This window comes from Prevotella sp. AM42-24 (assembly GCF_003461825.1).
In the GTDB taxonomy this organism is placed as follows: Bacteria; Bacteroidota; Bacteroidia; order Bacteroidales; family Bacteroidaceae; genus Prevotella; species Prevotella hominis.
Map to the genome: position 1 here is coordinate 15490 of NZ_QTXV01000013.1, position 17764 is coordinate 33253.

The following is a 17764-nucleotide window of genomic DNA, read 5'->3' on the forward strand; positions in this document are numbered from 1 at the left end:
TTAGATATTATTTTTTAACAACTGAGTCCACTTAAAAAAGTCATTTTTGGTTATTTATTCTACAAAATGCCATTTGATTATCTGATGATTACATTTGAAGAAATTATCAAAAATGTCTTTTTTAAGTGGACTCAAATAATAATTTGACAATGAAGAAGATTTTTATTTCAGCGCTTGTCGCTCTTTGCGGTTTCACCGCCAGTTATGCCCAGGAGGCTTCCTTCTTGAGTAATAATCACTGTCTCTATCGCATCAGCCAGGAGAGTCAGAACCAGAAGTGTCTCTTGCTCCCTGTGCAGGAAAATGCAGAGATAGCCAATATTAAGGTGATTGCCAACAACAAGCAGGTGAAAGCCCTCAATGTGAAGTTGGCTAAAGACCACGTAGATTATTTCGTACCTCTCTATATGGATGAGTTTGCCGGCTTGAAAGGCCTGGCTCTCGATATCCATGTCAATGGCGATTATAGCAAGGAAGGACTGAATGCCCTCACTTGCTGGAAGGAGATGAAGTTCTCTGATGCTTTCGATATGAAGAATCGCGAGCAGTATCGTCCGGATTATCACCATACTCCAGCATACGGTTGGATGAACGACCCTAACGGTATGTTCTATAAGGATGGCGTATGGAATCTCTATTTCCAGTATAATCCTTATGGATCACAGTGGGAGAATATGACCTGGGGACATTCTACTTCCACCGACTTGGTTCACTGGAAGTTCCAGGGTACTCCAATCCAGCCTGATGTTGTAGGTACTATCTTTAGTGGTTCTGCTGTGGTTGACAAGAACAATACCTCGGGTTTCGGAAAGGATGCTGTGGTTGCACTTTATACTTCTGCTGCTGAAAACCAGACCCAGAGCATGGCTTACAGTACAGATAACGGCAAGACCTTTACCAAGTATGCCGGCAACCCTATTCTCACCAGCAATGTGCCAGACTTCCGTGATCCACACATGTTCTGGAACGAGGACATCAAGAAGTGGAATATGATTCTGGCTGCCGGTCAGCATATGGAAATCTATACTTCTGATAATTTGAAGGATTGGAAACTTGAAAGCTCTTTCGGTGAGAAGTATGGCAACCATGGTGGTGTTTGGGAATGCCCAGACTTGATGAAGTTGAAGGTTCGTGGCACCGATAAGGAGAAGTGGATGCTCATCTGCAACATCAATCCTGGTGGTCCATTCGGCGGTTCTGCTACCCAGTATTTCATCGGCGATTTCGACGGACACAAGTTTACTTGCGAGAGCAAGCCGGAGGTAACCAAGTGGATGGATTACGGAAAGGATCATTATGCTACAGTTACTTTTGATAACGCACCAGAAGGTCGCCGTGTGGCTATCGCCTGGATGAGCAACTGGCAGTATGCTAACCAGGTTCCTACCCAGCAGTACCGTTCAGGCAACTCTATTCCTCGCGACTTAGGTCTCTTCGAGTATAAGGGTGAAACTTATTGCAGCGTGATTCCATCTCCAGAGATGACAGCGGCAAGAAGCAAGAAGGCTGGCAAGAAACTCTCAGAATCCTGCGAGATGGTAGTGAACCTGAAGGGAAATGCTACTATCACTTTGAGCAACGACAAGGGTGAGAAGGTAGTGATGAGCTACGATGCCAAGGCAGAGACTTTCTCAATGGATAGAACCAAGAGCGGTAAGATGGATTTCAGCAAGGACTTTGCTGCAACAACCAAGGCTCCAACCTACGGCAAGATCAGCCAGCTGCGCATCTTCATTGACAAGAGCAGCATCGAGGCTCTGGATGCTGACGGCAAGATGGCAATGACCAATCTCGTGTTCCCAAGCAAGTCTTACAACAAGGTTACTGTAAAGGGAAAGGGTAAGTATCAGATTTACGACATCAAGTAACCTCATCTGCTAAGAACTGAATCTATAAGATAATTGTTTCTAAGAGTGTTACTGATGTAACAATGCAACATAAATGGTAGCCGATGAACGATATTTTATGATATATAGTATCGTTTTTCGCTACCTTTGCAGCAGAAAATAAGAAACACAACGCTAACAATTATGAATAAATCTTCAAAATTATCAATCATCCCGGTGATGCTATGTTTCTTCGCCATGGGATTCGTAGATCTGGTAGGCATAGCCTCCAACTATGTAAAAGAAGACCTGAATCTCAATGATTCGACAGCTAATCTGTTCCCATCTTTGGTTTTCTTTTGGTTTCTCATATTTTCGGTTCCTACTGGAATCCTGATGAATAAGATAGGTAGAAAGAAGACTGTACTCCTGTCTTTGCTCGTTACCGTCATTTCTCTTCTCTTGCCTATCTTCGGTGAGAGTTTCGGAGTGATGCTCGTTTCATTCTCTTTGTTGGGTATAGGAAATGCCTTGATGCAGACATCCTTGAATCCTCTGGTATCAGTGGTGACATCTGGTCAGAATCTGGCTTCCACTTTGACCTTTGGTCAGTTTGTCAAGGCTATCGCTTCCTTCCTGGCACCTTATATTGCCATGTGGGGCGCAGTTGCAAGCATTCCAACCTTCGGCTTAGGTTGGCGAATTCTCTTCCCTATCTATATGATTATAGGAATCGCAGCTACTTTCTTCTTGGCAGGTACTCCTATTGAAGAAGAGAAAGATAGTGGTAGTGCATCAGGTTTTAGCGATTGCTTCAAGTTGCTCGGCAAACCTATCGTGTTGTTATCTTTCATCGGTATTATGTGCCATGTGGGTATCGACGTGGGTACCAATACAACTGCTCCAAAAATTCTGATGGAGCGACTGGGATGGAGCCTGAACGATGCAGCTTTCGCCACTTCACTTTATTTCATCTTCCGTACCATTGGCTGTTTCACAGGTACAGCTTTCCTTCGTATGATGAAGACCCGTACTTTCTTTATCATCAGTGTTGTAATGATGGCTTTGAGTATGGTATTTATGTTTATTGGTGATAATAAGACAATGCTTTATATTGCCATTGCCTTGGTAGGATATGGTAACTCTAATGTGTTCTCTATGATTTTCTCTCAGGCACTGCTTGCTTTGCCGGAGAAGAAGAATGAGGTGAGTGGATTGATGATTATGGGACTCTTTGGCGGTACCATCTTCCCATTGTTCATGGGCTTTGCCAGCGATTCCTTCGGTCAGGTTGGTGCTGTGGCTGTCATGGCTGTGGGAGTTGTTTATCTCTTCAGTTATATCCGTAGGCTGGCATAAATGTTCTTCCATCCCTATAGAAAGTTTCGTTCAGCGTCGTTGAACGTGCGTTCAAAGACGTTGAACCGACATTCAAAGACGTTGAACGTGTATTCAACGACGTTGAACACAACTTTCTTCTAAGGAGAAAAACTTCTTTTCTTAGTTAGAGATACAATACTGATTCATTGTAAATACAAATCAGATAAATACAATAATTATTATTCACTATCGTTTTTAGCATATATAGAATTTATACTATATATAATAAGGTGTAATTATGGAAACAAAGAATTTAGATAAAAAATATTGTGTAGGTTTGGGTGAGATTCTTTTTGATGTTCTCCCTTCTGGTTCTCAACTTGGTGGCGCTCCTGCCAATTTCGCTTACCACGCAGGTCAGCATGGCCTGCATTCTGTGGCTGTGAGTGCTGTGGGTAAGGATGTCTTGGGCGATACAGCTCTTCGCATTCTTGATGAGAAAAAGTTGAAATATGTGATACCTGAGGTTGATTATCCTACAGGAACTGTTCAGGTGCAGCTCGATAAAGAAGGTGTTCCTACTTACGATATCAAGCAGGGTGTGGCTTGGGATAATATCCCATTTACTGATGACATCAAGGAGATTGCTGCCAATGCAGGTGCTGTTTGCTGGGGTTCCTTAGCTCAGCGCAGCGAGGTAAGCCGCAAAACAATCTATAAGTTCCTTGATTATACTCCAAACGATTGTCTGAAGATTTTCGACATCAATCTTCGTCAGAATTTCTATACTCCAGAAGTGATTACCGAGAGCTTGAAACGCTGCAATGTATTGAAGATTAACGACGAGGAGTTGATTACTATCGGTCGTCTTTTCGGTTATCCAGGTTTGGATATTGAGAACAAGTGCTGGTTGATTCTCGGCAAGTACAATCTCGATATGCTTGTGTTGACCTGCGGTGTAAATGGCAGTTATGTCTTTGCTCCTGGTGTGAAGTCCTTCCAGGAAACTCCAAAGGTAGAGGTGGCTGATACCGTGGGTGCCGGCGATAGTTTTACAGGTACTTTCTGTGCCGGCATTCTGAAAGGCAAGAGTATTATTGAGGCTCATGAACTTGCTGTTAAGGTAAGTGCTTATGTATGTACTCAGAATGGTGCGATGCCAACCATCCCTGAAGAATATACAAAATAATAGAAAATTAGTTTTGTTTCATCGATTATAGTTGATATTTAGTTAATGTAAAAAAGCTGCAATTCATTTTATTATGAATTGTGGCTTTTTTTGAAATATTCTTTGCAATATTTGTTTTAATTAAAAAAAGATTGTATCTTTGCCACATTAAAATCATATTGTATAAGTTTTGAGAGCATTTTTTTATAATATATTGAACGATGGTGGCAAGAGAGTATCTGGTCATCTCTCATTCCAACTGCTTTTCCTTTTCTTTATCCTGTTTGTTTCTTCATTCTATACCAGTGTGCAAGGAATCACTCCAGGTAAACTGATTTCTCATAAGCAAAGTATTCCAGATGAAATGCTGGAGGCCAATGCCTTGGCCGGAAGTCCATCCACTGTTCCTCTTGAAGAATCGGCTGATAATTCTGCTGAAGAACTGGATGATGACCTCGACACAATAGACTTTAAACTTTGTTTTGATATTCTTGCCCAAAACCGCCTGACATATAACCATTATAATGACAGTATCTTTCTGATCAAAGAGCACGATAAATGGGTTAATTATTTCCGTCGTCGTGCCATCAAGAATCATCAGATCTTTGCTGCCAATCAGGAAATCATGCGGGGAATCAAGGAATTTCTTACCAAGCATGGGGATTCCATTCCAGAAGAAATCTATCTTGATTTTTGTCATTCCATAGAGCAAAGGTATGTTCGCAAAAAACTATACGATCCTTTTCTGTTGGTCAGGATGAGTCGCATTCTTGAAAAAGGTGGTGCTTATCTGCCTGATAGCGTAAAATATACGAACGTATTCAATCTCTGGCGTCTCTATGGTTATGAGCAGATGTGGAACTTGGGAGGAGATGTCAAATATCTGAGAAAGGCTTATCAGGCAGGCAAAGCGATTCTGTCTGAAGATGCCAAGCGCTATCCCCATTATGACTTCGCTTTGGCTGGTGCCTTGGAGTATATGTCTAATACCATCTGGCTTGCCTTTGGGTTGGAAACAATCCAGGATTTCGAGGAACATTATAGGAGACTGGATGATTTCCTGAAAAGGGAAGACTTGGATGAGATCGTCGTTCCGGAACAGAAGAGAGACTTGTTGGAATTGCAGCAAGTAAAAGATGAGGCTTTTCTGTGCAATGTTTATTATTATACTCCTACTATTATAGACAGCTATGTTCGTGATTCTTTGACACGGGCGGTGATTGACAGAAATCTCCAAAAAGCAGAGTTGAGTAATTTGTCATTTATCCGTACTGTATTTTTGCAGATGAAGGCAAGGCAGATATCTTCTCGGGAAGCGTGGTTAAGATGCAAAAATCATTATCATGAGAAGTGGCTCAAATATAGAGATTCCCCAATGAATGACAGAATAATCCGTGATTACCTGAGGCCTCTATATATTTTTCTGATTATTAATGATGAAGCCGATGTTCCTGTTTCGCAGAAGAAAAAGACGATATGGAAAATGTCCCAAGATATGGTGACGGCTTTTGGAAAACGGAAAGATTTTCAGGGAAATACGGATTTCGTTCGTGAGTTGTTCCGTTTATCGACACATAGGCGGTTGGTGAAATATCTCAGTTATAAGCAAATGATCCGGTTTATGAGTGGTTTGAATGTTTCTACTCAGGTAACTACCTATGCCCATTCTATGCACGTGGCTAAAATAGCTAAGGTGTTGCTGAATGGGGTGTTGAAACATAAGCCAGAACTCCTTCAAGGAGTGTTCGGATATAAGACTACTACGGAAGTGCTGAAACATAAAAGAACTCTGCGTTCCTTTATATACGAAGCAGGAATGATTCATGATATTGGAAAGAATGCCATCGTGTCGGTAGTCAACAATGAGTATCTGCCATTGACAGATGATGAATTTTCCATTATCCGATTGCATCCTCGTCTGGGAGATATATTTCTGAATGCTGTTCCTGGTTGGGAGAATTTTCATGATACGACGGTGGGACATCATAAATGGTATAATGGTAAGGGCGGATATCCTGCTGATTTTGATAATACGAAATCGCCGATTCGTTTCCTAATAGATATAGTGACGCTCAGTGATTGCTTGCAGGCAGCTACAGAGTGCGTGGGGCGGAATTATCGTATTAGTAAGACATTCGAGGTCGTCATGCCGGAGTTGAGGGCAGGAGCGGGAACAAAGTATAATCCTGATCTTGTTGCTTTGATAGATGCATATCCTAAGTTGGCAAAGAAACTGCATCATCTGGTGGAGAATGGATGGATAGAAATTTATTACCGTATCTATTCACGCTTCTTTCAGATATGACTTTTCTGATTGTCTGTACAGTTTCTCTAAAAATGAAAAAGTCTTGAATCGCAGAAAATAAAAATCCCTCTTGGATTTCTCTAAATCATGAGAAAGTCAAGAGGGATTTATTGGATTTATATGTTTTTACTTCTGACACTCCTTGCAAGGTGTCCAAGGCTTCAACTGCTTGAAGAAGTCATTGCCCTTGTCATCTACGAGGATGAATGCAGGGAAGTCCTCTACGGTAATCTTCCAGATAGCCTCCATGCCGAGCTCAGGGTACTCTACGCACTCAATGCTCTTGATAGAACTCTGGGAGAGAACTGCAGCCACGCCGCCGATAGTACCAAGGTAGAAACCTCCGTGCTTCTTGCAAGCCTCTGTTACGATGTCGCCACGGTTACCCTTGGCAATCATTACCAAACTTGCACCATGATCCTGGAACTCATCTACGTATGGGTCCATACGGTTGGCTGTGGTAGGTCCCATAGAGCCACATGGATAGCCCTCTGGAGTCTTGGCAGGACCAGCATAGAGAATAGGGTGGTTCTTGAAGTACTCTGGCATTTCCTCGCCAGCGTCCAGACGAGCCTTGAGCTTAGCATGAGCAATGTCGCGAGCCACGATGATGGTACCCTTCAAGTTAACACGGGTGCTTACAGGATACTTGCTCAACTCAGCGCGAACTGAATCAATACCCTTGTCGAGGTCGATTTCAATACCCTTTGCACCCTCGCCTGGCTTGCGAAGCTCTTCAGGAATCAACTCTGTTGGGTTCTCATCCATCTTCTCCAACCAGATACCGTCCTTGTTGATCTTAGCCTTGATGTTACGGTCGGCAGAGCAGCTTACACCCATACCGATAGGGCAGCTTGCACCATGACGTGGCAAACGGATCACGCGGATATCGTGAGCGAGATACTTACCGCCGAACTGTGCACCCAAGCCAATCTTGTGTGCCTCTTCGAGGAGTTTGTTTTCCAAGTCAATATCACGGAAAGCACGACCTGTCTCATCGCCTGTAGTAGGCAACTCATCGTAGTATTTGATAGAAGCCAACTTCACGGTAAGGAGGTTCTTCTCAGCAGAAGTACCACCGATTACGAATGCGATGTGGTAAGGAGGGCATGCTGCAGTACCCAGACTCTTCATCTTCTCTACGAGGAATGGGAGCAATGTACCCTCATTCTGGATAGTAGCCTTGGTCATAGGGTAGAAGTAAGTCTTGTTGGCAGAGCCACCACCCTTAGCTACCATCACGAAACGGTACTCATCACCTTCTGTTGCCTCGATGTCAATCTGGGCAGGGAGGTTGCAGCGGGTGTTCACCTCATCATACATATTGAGAGGAGCATTCTGTGAATAGCGGAGGTTGTCTTGTGTGTATGTGTTATAGACACCAAGGCTCAAAGCCTCTTCATCCTCAAAGTCAGTCCATACGCGCTGGCCTTTCTCACCATGGATGATGGCAGTACCTGTATCCTGACAGAATGGGAGAATGCCCTTTACGGCAGTCTCTGCGTTGCGGAGGAACTGGAGAGCTACGTACTTGTCGTTCTCAGAAGCCTCTGGGTCGGTCAAAATCTTAGCTACCTGAGCATTGTGCTCACGACGGAGCATGAACTCTACGTCGTGGAAACCCTGCTGTGCCAGCAAAGTCAAAGCTTCTTTAGAAACCTTGAGGATTGTCTTACCCTCAAACTCTGCTGTGCTTACGCCTTCTTTAGAGATAAGGCGGTACTCTGTCTTGTCCTCTCCAAGCTGAAACATTGGAGCGTACTTAAAATCTGGAGCTTTTGCCATAATGTTTTTTTGTTATAATTTAAAACTGTTGAAATATTCTTTTTTACTGTAGAAACATTCAAATTTAATAGCTGAAACTATCTGACAGACACGTTGAGTAATCCATCATCAGTCTCTTTAATTCTCGTAATCTATTTCCTGGTCAAGACTATCCACGAAATTGCGGAATACTTCTTCTTCCACATCTCCCATGGCAAATTCTTTCTCTGCATCCTTCTTGATTTCGGCAATCCATGAACGGCGGGCTTTGATGTAGTCCTCGTGAATGCGGTTGGCATCTTCGAGCGTAATCTCGCTAATGCCGTAGTAATCGCAGATCATTTTGTAAGTCCATGTCCACTGGTACTCGCGGTAGTTGGCATCGATATTTTCGAATCGCTCGATGAGTTCCTGGATGGTCTCGATGTTTCCATCTTTCAGGTCGTTGATGATTCTCTCTTCCTCTGATACAGGAAGGAGGAGCCCCGACAGGTCGTCCCAGTCGCCCAAACCAATCTGTGTGCTTGGTGGGGTGATGCTCGGGTCGCGCTTGAGAACTCTCTTCAGTACGGCACCCATGTAGATGCGAAGAGCAATGTCGTAATACTTGATGCCCTTGTGAAGCGAGGTGGCTGGTATGATGTACTCATGATAGAGGTATTGCGAAACATTATCGCCCGTTACCTCACGCAGATTTTCGAGGATTTTCTTGCCTTTGAGAACTTCTCCCACAGAGAATGGGGAAAGCCAGTCGAAATTGACGATACTCTTGCGGTTTTCTGGAGCACGGAGATCTCGCTTTGGCCATTTCTTGATGTCTCGATACAGACCTACGGTTGTGATGTTTCTGCCTGGTATGAGGAACATCTTGTCGCCATCGGCTATCAGATAGGCGAATGGCAGATTGCGGGTATCGGGATGGTGCATCAGTTTGCCGAAACATACAGAGTAGGTTCCTAACGTGGCAGGCATCAGCAGGTAAGCGCCGCTGGCTGTCTTCGAACCGCGTTCCAGGATTCCCCAGTGCATAGGTCCCATCTTGTAGGCATGGTTGGAGAAATTGGTGGCCGAACCTGCATTATAGAACGAGAACATACCTCCGATGAGGAGACTGCTCTTGTGGTGAGAGGCTGTGAATGGACCACAGAAGGCGGCACATGCCTCGCCATTACTCATATAGCTGTTGGCGAAGAATACGGAAGCTGAGGCCGTGAAACCATTGCTCAACTGGCAAGTTTCACCGATGAAGCAGTCTTGTATCTTCACACTGTTGATAACGCTCGAACCTTCAGCGATGATACTGTTTTCTGCTATTACGCCAGTACCGATGTACACATTACCATGGATGGAGCCCAACAGGGTGCAGTCGCTGAGTCGGGAAGCACCGTTTACCTCGCAGAAGTCATTGATCACGCAGTTGGTTATCTCCTTAGTGTTGATAATCTTCACGTTGTTTCCTATCTGTCCGCGTTCTGGCATCTTGGTGTCTATATCGCTCTTGATGAGCAGGCGTATCTTCTCCTTCAGTTCCTTGTCGGAGAAATGCTTCACCATGAATGCAGCCAACTGACTGTTCAGGTCGCTGAAAAGAATGACATTTCCTTCGCCCACCTCATTGAGTACGCTTACCAGGTTTCCTTCGCCATAGGTAGCTCCCTCTGTGGTCTCCATGGTTGAAATATTGGAAATGTAGCAATCATCACCGATAGTGTAGTTGTTGATGAAATTGCCCACGTTTTCAATGAGGCAATCATCTCCGATGGTTACATTTCTCAGGGTGGCATTGTTGATGCCGGAATGCTTCACAAAGCCTTGGCTTACTTCTACATTCTTGTCGAATCCGCCGATGTTTACTTCACCATAGAGCATCACGCGATGCATAAAGTTGGGCTTGAAGTTCTCCGATACATTCACGGAGGTCCAGTCTTCTGCCCAACAGTCATTACTCTTGAGCACCTCGATTTCTTCTGAGGTTAGAGGTCTGTAGTCATTCATTGTTGATACGTTTTTGTGGAGTTATCTTTTCGGGAAAACTCCAGGTATTATTTATTCGTAATCCTGGTACAGGAAGTCATTGTATGGATACTTCTGTACGTGGAGCTCTCTTACTTTCTTATAGAGTACCTCGCGGAACTCATCGATGTTGTCTTTGTTCTTTGCCGAGATGAAAAGGCAGTCATCGTGGAGTTTCGCCATCCATGTCTTCTTCAGGTCTTCCAGTGGAATGTTTTCCTTCTCCATAGGTGTCAGGTCATCTTCCTCTTTCTCTACCCAGGTATAGTTGTCTATCTTGTTGAAGATAATCATTGATGGCTTGTCTGAACATCCCAATTCCTCCAGCGTCTTCTCTACCACCTGTATCTGTTCTTCGAAATCAGGGTGCGAAATATCTACTACGTGCAACAGCAGGTCGGCCTCGCGAGTCTCATCCAGTGTACTCTTGAAGGAATCTACCAGGTCGGTAGGCAACTTGCGGATGAATCCAACGGTGTCGGCGAGGAGGAACGGAAGATTTTCTACCACAACCTTGCGCACGGTAGTGTCGAGTGTGGCGAAGAGTTTGTTTTCTGCGAAGACTTCACTCTTGGAGAGGAGGTTCATGATGGTACTCTTTCCCACGTTGGTGTAACCTACGAGTGCTACACGGATGAGACGTCCGCGGTTTTTTCTCTGGGTTGTCTTCTGCTTGTCGATTTCTGCCAGTCGTTCTTTCAGCAGGCTCATTCTGCCGAGGATGATACGGCGGTCCATCTCCAGCTGGGTTTCACCCGGACCACGCAAACCTACAGAACCCTTACCGCCGCCAGAACCAGAACCGCCTCCCTGACGCTCAAGGTGAGTCCAAAGACGTTGCAGTCGTGGAAGCATATAGCGATATTGTGCCAATTCTACCTGAGTCTTTGCCGCTGCGGTCTGTGCGCGCATGGCAAAGATGTCGAGGATGAGTGAGGTACGGTCGAGAATCTTCACTTGCAACTCTTGTTCGATGTTGCGTATCTGCTTGGCAGAAAGTTCATCATCAAAGATGACCATACCGATTTCTCTATCTTCTTCTTCCTCTTCCTTGATGTATTGTTTGATTTCCTCCAACTTACCTTTTCCCACGTATGTGGTCTGGTTAGGTGAAATCACCTTCTGCGTGAATCTCTTCACGGTGACCGCACCAGCAGTATCGGCGAGGAATTCCAACTCGTCGAGGTATTCTTTTGTCTTGGCTTCGTCCTGTGTCTTGGTTACCAGACCTACGAGCACTGCGGTTTCTGCCTTGACTTCTGAAATTACAAATTCTTTCATTTATGTTCTACTGTAGAATATATTTTATTTGGTTTCACTCTCGTGCGCAAGATATAAGCATCGTCCTCGTGCGCACGCGTATTATATATAATGTGCAAAGGTAACAAAAAAATATCTACTTGAATAAAGATAGAGGAATTATTTATAGTTTTTTATTGTAATTGTCATTTGTTGTTTCTTCATGGAGTCGTTAGTTGTTCCTTCAGAATGTCGTTAGTTGTTTCTTCATGGAGTCGTTAGTTGCTCCTTCTGGATGCGTTAGTTGTTCCTTCAGAAAGAATGAATCCAAGCCTTTTGAAGGAATTGGAATTATCGAAATACCGCAATTGCACAGCTTGTATTTGATACACATTTCACACAAATACCGCAAAATGCTGCCGAAAATTCGCAAACGTTTGCGTGGTTTTTTGAATAAAAAAGTAGATTTTCTTTGATTTACATCAATAATTTTATTAATTTTGCACACGTAAAACAAAACTGATTTTCAAAAATAAAATCATAACTACATAAAGTGCAAAACTGCTGAAACATTTAAAAAACTTTGAAATAGTCCCGGCGTGATGTCGGGGCTTTTTTCGTTTTAAGCCCTGGTAGTTACACAAATATGTTTAAAATGCGCTTCTAATCGTGGTGAAATTAGTAGAAAATAGCCGTTTGTGACAAATATGAACGTTTTTTGAATGAAAAATGCACCTTGTTCTCCTTTTTAATGCTTATCTTTGCAAGCGAATGTAGGAATAGCACTTTATTAGCTGGCGCTGAGGAAAGTTACATGTTATATGTCATGCGTCGTCATAATATTATATATGATGCTTAGTCATTCGAAAATGCGTTATGAAGATCATGTGTTTCTTATTCAATAATAATTAAAAATGAAAATGTATCAACCTAAATAGTAGAATAACAAAATGCAAAAAAGTATTCTAAGTAGTATTTTGTTGCTTGGCGCTGTTTGTGCGCAAGCCAACAATTACACAGTGACTTCGCCAAATGGCAAGTTGGTAATGAATGTGAAGTGTGAGGGAGGCAAGGCTTCCTACACGGTGGATTTGAATGGAAAGCAGATGTTGGCAGCTTCGGCTCTCGGTCTGGTAGCAAATTATGGAGATTTCTCTCAAGGACTTACCATGGGAGCTCTGAAGGGCGCACCTAAGCATCTGACCTATGTTATGGACCATACGAAGAAATCTCATGTAGAGAAAGATGTGTATGAGGCTACTATCGGATTCCTCAATGCAAAGAAGGATTCCATGACGCTTCGTCTTCATGTTTCTGACAATGATGTTGCTTATAAGTATGAGATAATCCGTCCAAAGAAAGACAATCCGAAGTCGGTTATTATATATAATGAGGTGAGCGGTTTTAATTTCCCTGAAAAGACCACCACCTTCCTCTGTCCTCAGATTACGCCGATGACAGGATGGGAGCGTACCAAACCTTCTTATGAGGAGGAGTACACACCTAATGCCCAGATGAACGTGAAATCTCAGTTTGGTGTGGGCTATACATTCCCTTGTCTTTTCAAGGTCGGTGAAGATGGATGGGTACTGGTGAGTGAAACGGGTGTTTCCAGCGCTTATCCTGGCAGCCGTCTCTCTGATTATGAACCTGGTAAGGGTTATACGGTTGCCTTCCCTCAGAAGGGTGAGAATAATGGTGTGGGTTCTGAGTTTGCTGGCATTCCTTTGCCAGGTGAGACTCCTTGGCGTACCATCACCGTAGGTGCATCACTGGCTCCTATCGTGGAAACTACCATTCCTTATGATGTGGTAGAACCTCTCTATGAGGCTTCTCAGAATTATAAGCCTTCCCGCTATACTTGGAGCTGGCTGATCTGGCAGGATAACTCTGTCAATTATGATGATCAGGTGAAGATGATTGATGTGGCTGCTGCTCAGGGTTATGAAGCCATTTTGGTGGATGCCTGGTGGGACAAGCAGATAGGCAGAAAGCGCATTGAAGAGTTGAGTAAGTATGCCAAGAGCAAGAAGGTAAGCCTGATGCTCTGGTACAATTCCAACGGTTTCGAGAATGATGCTCCACAGACTCCTCGTCAGATTATGAACAATTCCATCGCCCGCAAGAAGGAGATGGCATGGATGAAGAAAATCGGAGTAGTGGGCATCAAGGTGGACTTCTTCGGTGGCGACAAGCAGGAGACGATGAAACTTTATGAGGATATCCTCAGCGATGCCAATGACTATGGTTTGGAGGTTATCTTCCATGGTTGCACCATGCCTCGCGGTTGGGAACGTATGTATCCTAACTATGTTTCCAGTGAGGCTGCCTTGGCTTCAGAGAATGTTTACTTTACTGATTATCATGCAAAGAAGGAGGCTTTCGAAATGACAATGCATCCTTTCTCCCGTAATGCTGTAGGTAGTTTCGACTGGGGTGGTGTAATGATGAACAAGTATTTCTCCAAGGATAATAAGAGTCGTCATCAGCGCTATACAAGCGATATTTTCGAGATGGCTACTGCGATTACCAATCAGAGCAGCGTAAACTGTGTCTGTCTCTATCCTAACAATCTGCAGGATGTGCCTCAGTGGGAATTGGATTGGCTGAAGGCTGTGCCTACGGCTTGGGACGACGTGAAGTTTATTGCTGGTTATCCTACCCAGTATGCAGTAGTGGCTCGTAAAGCTTCTGCTGCCAATACAGGTACAGCTGCAGCCAGTGCAGGCAGATGGTTTGTTGGTGGTCTGAATGCAACGGATAAACCACTTGCTCTGACCCTGAATTTGCCGATGTTTGCAGGTAAGACCGTGACTTATCTCACCGACCAGCCTAAGAAAAAGGGCGAGAAGTTCTTCACTTCTGTCAAGAAGACTTTGAAGGTAGGTAAGGATGGTAAGGCTAAGGTGGTAATCCAGCCTAATGGCGGAATCATCATCGAATAACTTACTGTTTGATGAAACCAAATGGTTTGCTTTAAAGCATAAAAAAAGGTTCCTTCGAAGGATGTTACTCCCCGAAGGAACCTTTTTTCTTGTTTTCTTTCTATCTTTAACCTATTGAATTACTTTTCTTCAATTTTGTATTACTTGTTCTCGAATACCAATCCGCCTTCCTTGGTGTAATCGATAGTGATTGGCTTCTCACGACTTACTTCTTCGGAAAGAATCTTCTTACTCAAGTCGTTCAATACGTAATCCTGAATAGCACGCTTTACAGGGCGGGCACCAAACTCTGGATCGTAACCTACCTCAGCAAGATAACTGATGGCGGCAGGAGTCCAGCAGAGTTCAAAGCCTTGAGGCTCCAACATCTTCTTGACTCTATTCATCTGGAGTTCAACCACTTTGGCTATCTGCTCCTGGGTGAGAGGCTTGAAGGTGATGATGTCGTCGATACGGTTCAGGAACTCAGGACGGAAGGTCTTCTTCAACATCTCACGGCTTGCATTGGAAGTCATGATGATGATGGTGTTCTTGAAGTTTACCACACGACCCTTATTGTCGGTCAAACGGCCATCGTCCAATACCTGAAGTAAGGTGTTGAAGACGTCAGGGTGAGCCTTCTCTATCTCATCGAAGAGAACTACACTGTATGGTTTGCGACGAACAGCCTCGGTTAACTGACCACCCTCATCGTATCCTACATACCCCGGAGGCGCTCCAATCAAACGGGTAACACTGAACTTTTCCTGATACTCACTCATATCAATTCGGGTCATCATCGACTCATCATTGAACAGGTATTCGGCAAGCGCCTTGGCCAACTCGGTTTTACCAACACCGGTAGTTCCGAGGAAGATAAAGCTGGCGATAGGACGCTTAGGATCCTGCAATCCAGCACGAGAACGGCGTACAGCATCACTTACTGCTGTGATAGCCTCGTCTTGTCCGATGACTCTCTTGTGGAGTTCTTCTTCCAGATGGAGCAGTTTTTCGCGCTCGCTCTGCATCATACGGCTTACTGGAATTCCCGTCCAGCGGCTTACTACCTCTGCAATATCGTCGGCAGTAACCTCCTCGCGGATCATCGCCTCACCGCCCTGAGTACTCTTCAGTTGCTCCTGAATCTTCTTGATGTCGTCTTCGAGAGCTACCAGCTTAGAGTATCTGATTTCAGCTACGCGCTCGTAATTGCCTTCACGCTCCATGCGTTCAGCCTCAAACTTGAGATTCTCCATCTCCTGCTTGTCCTGCTGAATCTTGTTGACGAGTGCTTTCTCGCCTTCCCATTTAGCACGGAAGTCATGCTCCTTATCCTTCAACTCTGCAATCTCCTTGTCGAGTTGCTGAATCTTAGGCTGGTCGTTTTCACGCTTAATAGCCTCACGTTCAATCTCCAGCTGCTTCAAGTGACGGGTGATTTCATCCAGTTCCTCTGGCACGGAGTCGCGCTCCATACGGAGTTTAGCTGCGGCTTCATCCATCAGGTCGATGGCCTTGTCCGGAAGAAATCTGTCGGAGATGTATCTTTCAGACAACTTGACGGCTGCAATGCAGGCATCATCCTGAATACGTACCTTATGATGGTTCTCATAACGTTCCTTAATACCACGGAGGATACTGATGGCATCTACCTCGTCAGGTTCGTTGACCATGACGGTCTGGAATCGACGCTCTAGTGCCTTATCCTTTTCGAAGTACTTCTGGTACTCGTTGAGGGTAGTAGCACCGATGGCTCTCAATTCACCACGAGCCAAGGCAGGTTTCAGAATGTTGGCAGCATCCATGGCACCCTCGCCACCGCCAGCACCTACCAGGGTATGAATCTCATCGATGAAGAGGATAATCTGTCCGTTGGCATTGGTTACCTCCTTGATGACGCTCTTGAGTCGTTCCTCAAATTCACCCTTGTATTTTGCACCAGCCACCAGTGCACCCATATCAAGCGAATAGAGCTGCTTGTTCTTCAGGTTCTCAGGCACATCGCCACGTACGATACGCTCTGCAAGTCCCTCTACGATAGCGGTTTTACCAGTACCTGGTTCACCGATAAGGATAGGGTTGTTCTTGGTTCTACGAGAGAGAATCTGAAGTACCCGGCGAATCTCTTCGTCACGACCGATTACTGGGTCGAGTTTGCCGCTTCTGGCCTGTTCAACCAGATTCTTGGCGTATTTTTCGAGACTCTGATAGTTCTCGTCAGCACTTTGACTCTTAACGTTCTGTCCTTGTCTGAGGGCCTGGATAGCAGCTGTCAAATCCTTCTCGTTGGCACCTGCATCCTTCAAGATGCGTGCTGCAGTAGAATTACCTTTGAGGATGGCAAGGAGGATTGGTTCCACGCTGACGAATTCGTCGCCCATCTTCTTGGCGATGTCTTCAGCATTGATAAGAATCTGATTGGTGTCGCCCGAGAGATATGGCTGCCCGGCACCCTGCACACGAGGCAGATGCTGCATCTCCTGTTGTAAGAGCATGGCAATCTGATTGCCGTTCATGCCTAACTTCTGGAAGATATAGTTGGTTACATCAGGTGCTTTCTCGATGATACCACTGAGAAGATGCACCGGTTCGATGGTCTGCTGACCATTACGCTGCGCGATGTTCACAGCGGCTTGCACCGCTTCTTGCGCCTTGATTGTAAATTTGTCGAATGTCATATTTATTCTCCTTTCTTATTTATAGGGATTATTATTTTCTTTTAGTGAATTCTGATTTTATGAATTATTATTCAGCTTTCTCTTGCCAAAAGAGCGAATAGTGTGCCGATATGTGATTTTCTGACATTTTGACATGAATAGGGCGGTTTTAGATGGTTTTTGGGATGTTTTATATGTCAAATTGTCGGTTTAGAGAGCGAACTTTGAGTCTTTTAAAAGAGAATAACTTCAGGACTTTTATAGACGACCAACTTGGGTTTTAATAGACGCCTAATCTTGGTCTTAATAGGCGCTTCATTCTACCTGTCATAGAAAATAGGCTTTTTGCTTTTTGGAAAGGAAGGGTGAATGACCGGTCATGGTCATTATCGGTCATTTTTATTTTCGGGATTCATTAAAAGCTTGTACTTTTTTAGTGATAAATAGTTAATTATACTTTCTCTTTCATTTTGACCGAAAATGACCATGACCGGAATTGTAATATTAGCATCCGTTGATGAGAGAAAGTATATGTAAGGTAAAGTATA

General features: G+C 44.3%; 9 protein-coding genes. 5 read left to right on the forward strand and 4 right to left on the reverse strand.

From position 1 onward, the window contains the following. The first annotated feature begins 149 nt into the window (after positions 1 to 149). The 4 genes from DW917_RS06135 to DW917_RS06150 all read left to right on the forward strand — a co-directional run bounded on the left by DW917_RS06135 (position 150) and on the right by DW917_RS06150 (position 6619). On the forward strand, positions 150 to 1868 hold the full coding sequence (locus tag DW917_RS06135) for a DUF4980 domain-containing protein (RefSeq protein ID WP_118117162.1): 1719 nt from the start codon (positions 150 to 152) through the stop codon (positions 1866 to 1868). A 162-nt stretch (positions 1869 to 2030) separates the two neighbouring features. Then, positions 2031 to 3185, forward strand: a complete 1155-nt coding sequence (locus DW917_RS06140) for an MFS transporter (RefSeq protein WP_118117163.1) — start codon at positions 2031 to 2033, stop codon at positions 3183 to 3185. 259 nt (positions 3186 to 3444) lie between these two features. Then, positions 3445 to 4335 (forward strand): carbohydrate kinase, encoded by an 891-nt coding sequence (locus tag DW917_RS06145; protein ID WP_118117164.1) that lies wholly within the window; start codon positions 3445 to 3447, stop codon positions 4333 to 4335. A 169-nt stretch (positions 4336 to 4504) separates the two neighbouring features. Next, the gene (locus DW917_RS06150) at positions 4505 to 6619 is read left to right on the forward strand and encodes an HD-GYP domain-containing protein (RefSeq protein WP_147344124.1); all 2115 of its coding nucleotides are present in this window, start codon (positions 4505 to 4507) and stop codon (positions 6617 to 6619) included. Positions 6620 to 6745: 126 nt separating this feature from the next. Here the strand turns inward: DW917_RS06150 and DW917_RS06155 are convergent, their stop codons facing one another. The 3 genes from DW917_RS06155 to hflX all read right to left on the reverse strand — a co-directional run bounded on the left by DW917_RS06155 (position 6746) and on the right by hflX (position 11677). Then, complete coding sequence (locus DW917_RS06155) at positions 6746 to 8404, reverse strand: fumarate hydratase (protein ID WP_118117166.1); 1659 nt, start codon at positions 8402 to 8404, stop codon at positions 6746 to 6748. A 117-nt stretch (positions 8405 to 8521) separates the two neighbouring features. Continuing rightward, a complete protein-coding gene (locus DW917_RS06160; RefSeq protein ID WP_118117167.1) occupies positions 8522 to 10378 on the reverse strand; it encodes a DUF4954 family protein in 1857 nt (618 codons plus the stop codon). A gap of 51 nt (positions 10379 to 10429) precedes the next feature. Next, complete coding sequence (gene hflX / locus DW917_RS06165; protein WP_022110044.1) at positions 10430 to 11677, reverse strand: GTPase HflX; 1248 nt, start codon at positions 11675 to 11677, stop codon at positions 10430 to 10432. Between the two features lie 908 nt (positions 11678 to 12585). Between hflX and DW917_RS06170 the strand changes: the two genes are divergently transcribed. After that, entirely contained in the window at positions 12586 to 14580 is a 1995-nt protein-coding gene (locus DW917_RS06170; protein WP_118117168.1) for a glycoside hydrolase family 97 protein, read from the forward strand. Positions 14581 to 14720: 140 nt separating this feature from the next. Here the strand turns inward: DW917_RS06170 and clpB are convergent, their stop codons facing one another. Next, complete coding sequence (gene clpB / locus DW917_RS06175; protein WP_118117169.1) at positions 14721 to 17237, reverse strand: ATP-dependent chaperone ClpB; 2517 nt, start codon at positions 17235 to 17237, stop codon at positions 14721 to 14723. Between the last annotated feature and the right edge of the window lie 527 nt (positions 17238 to 17764).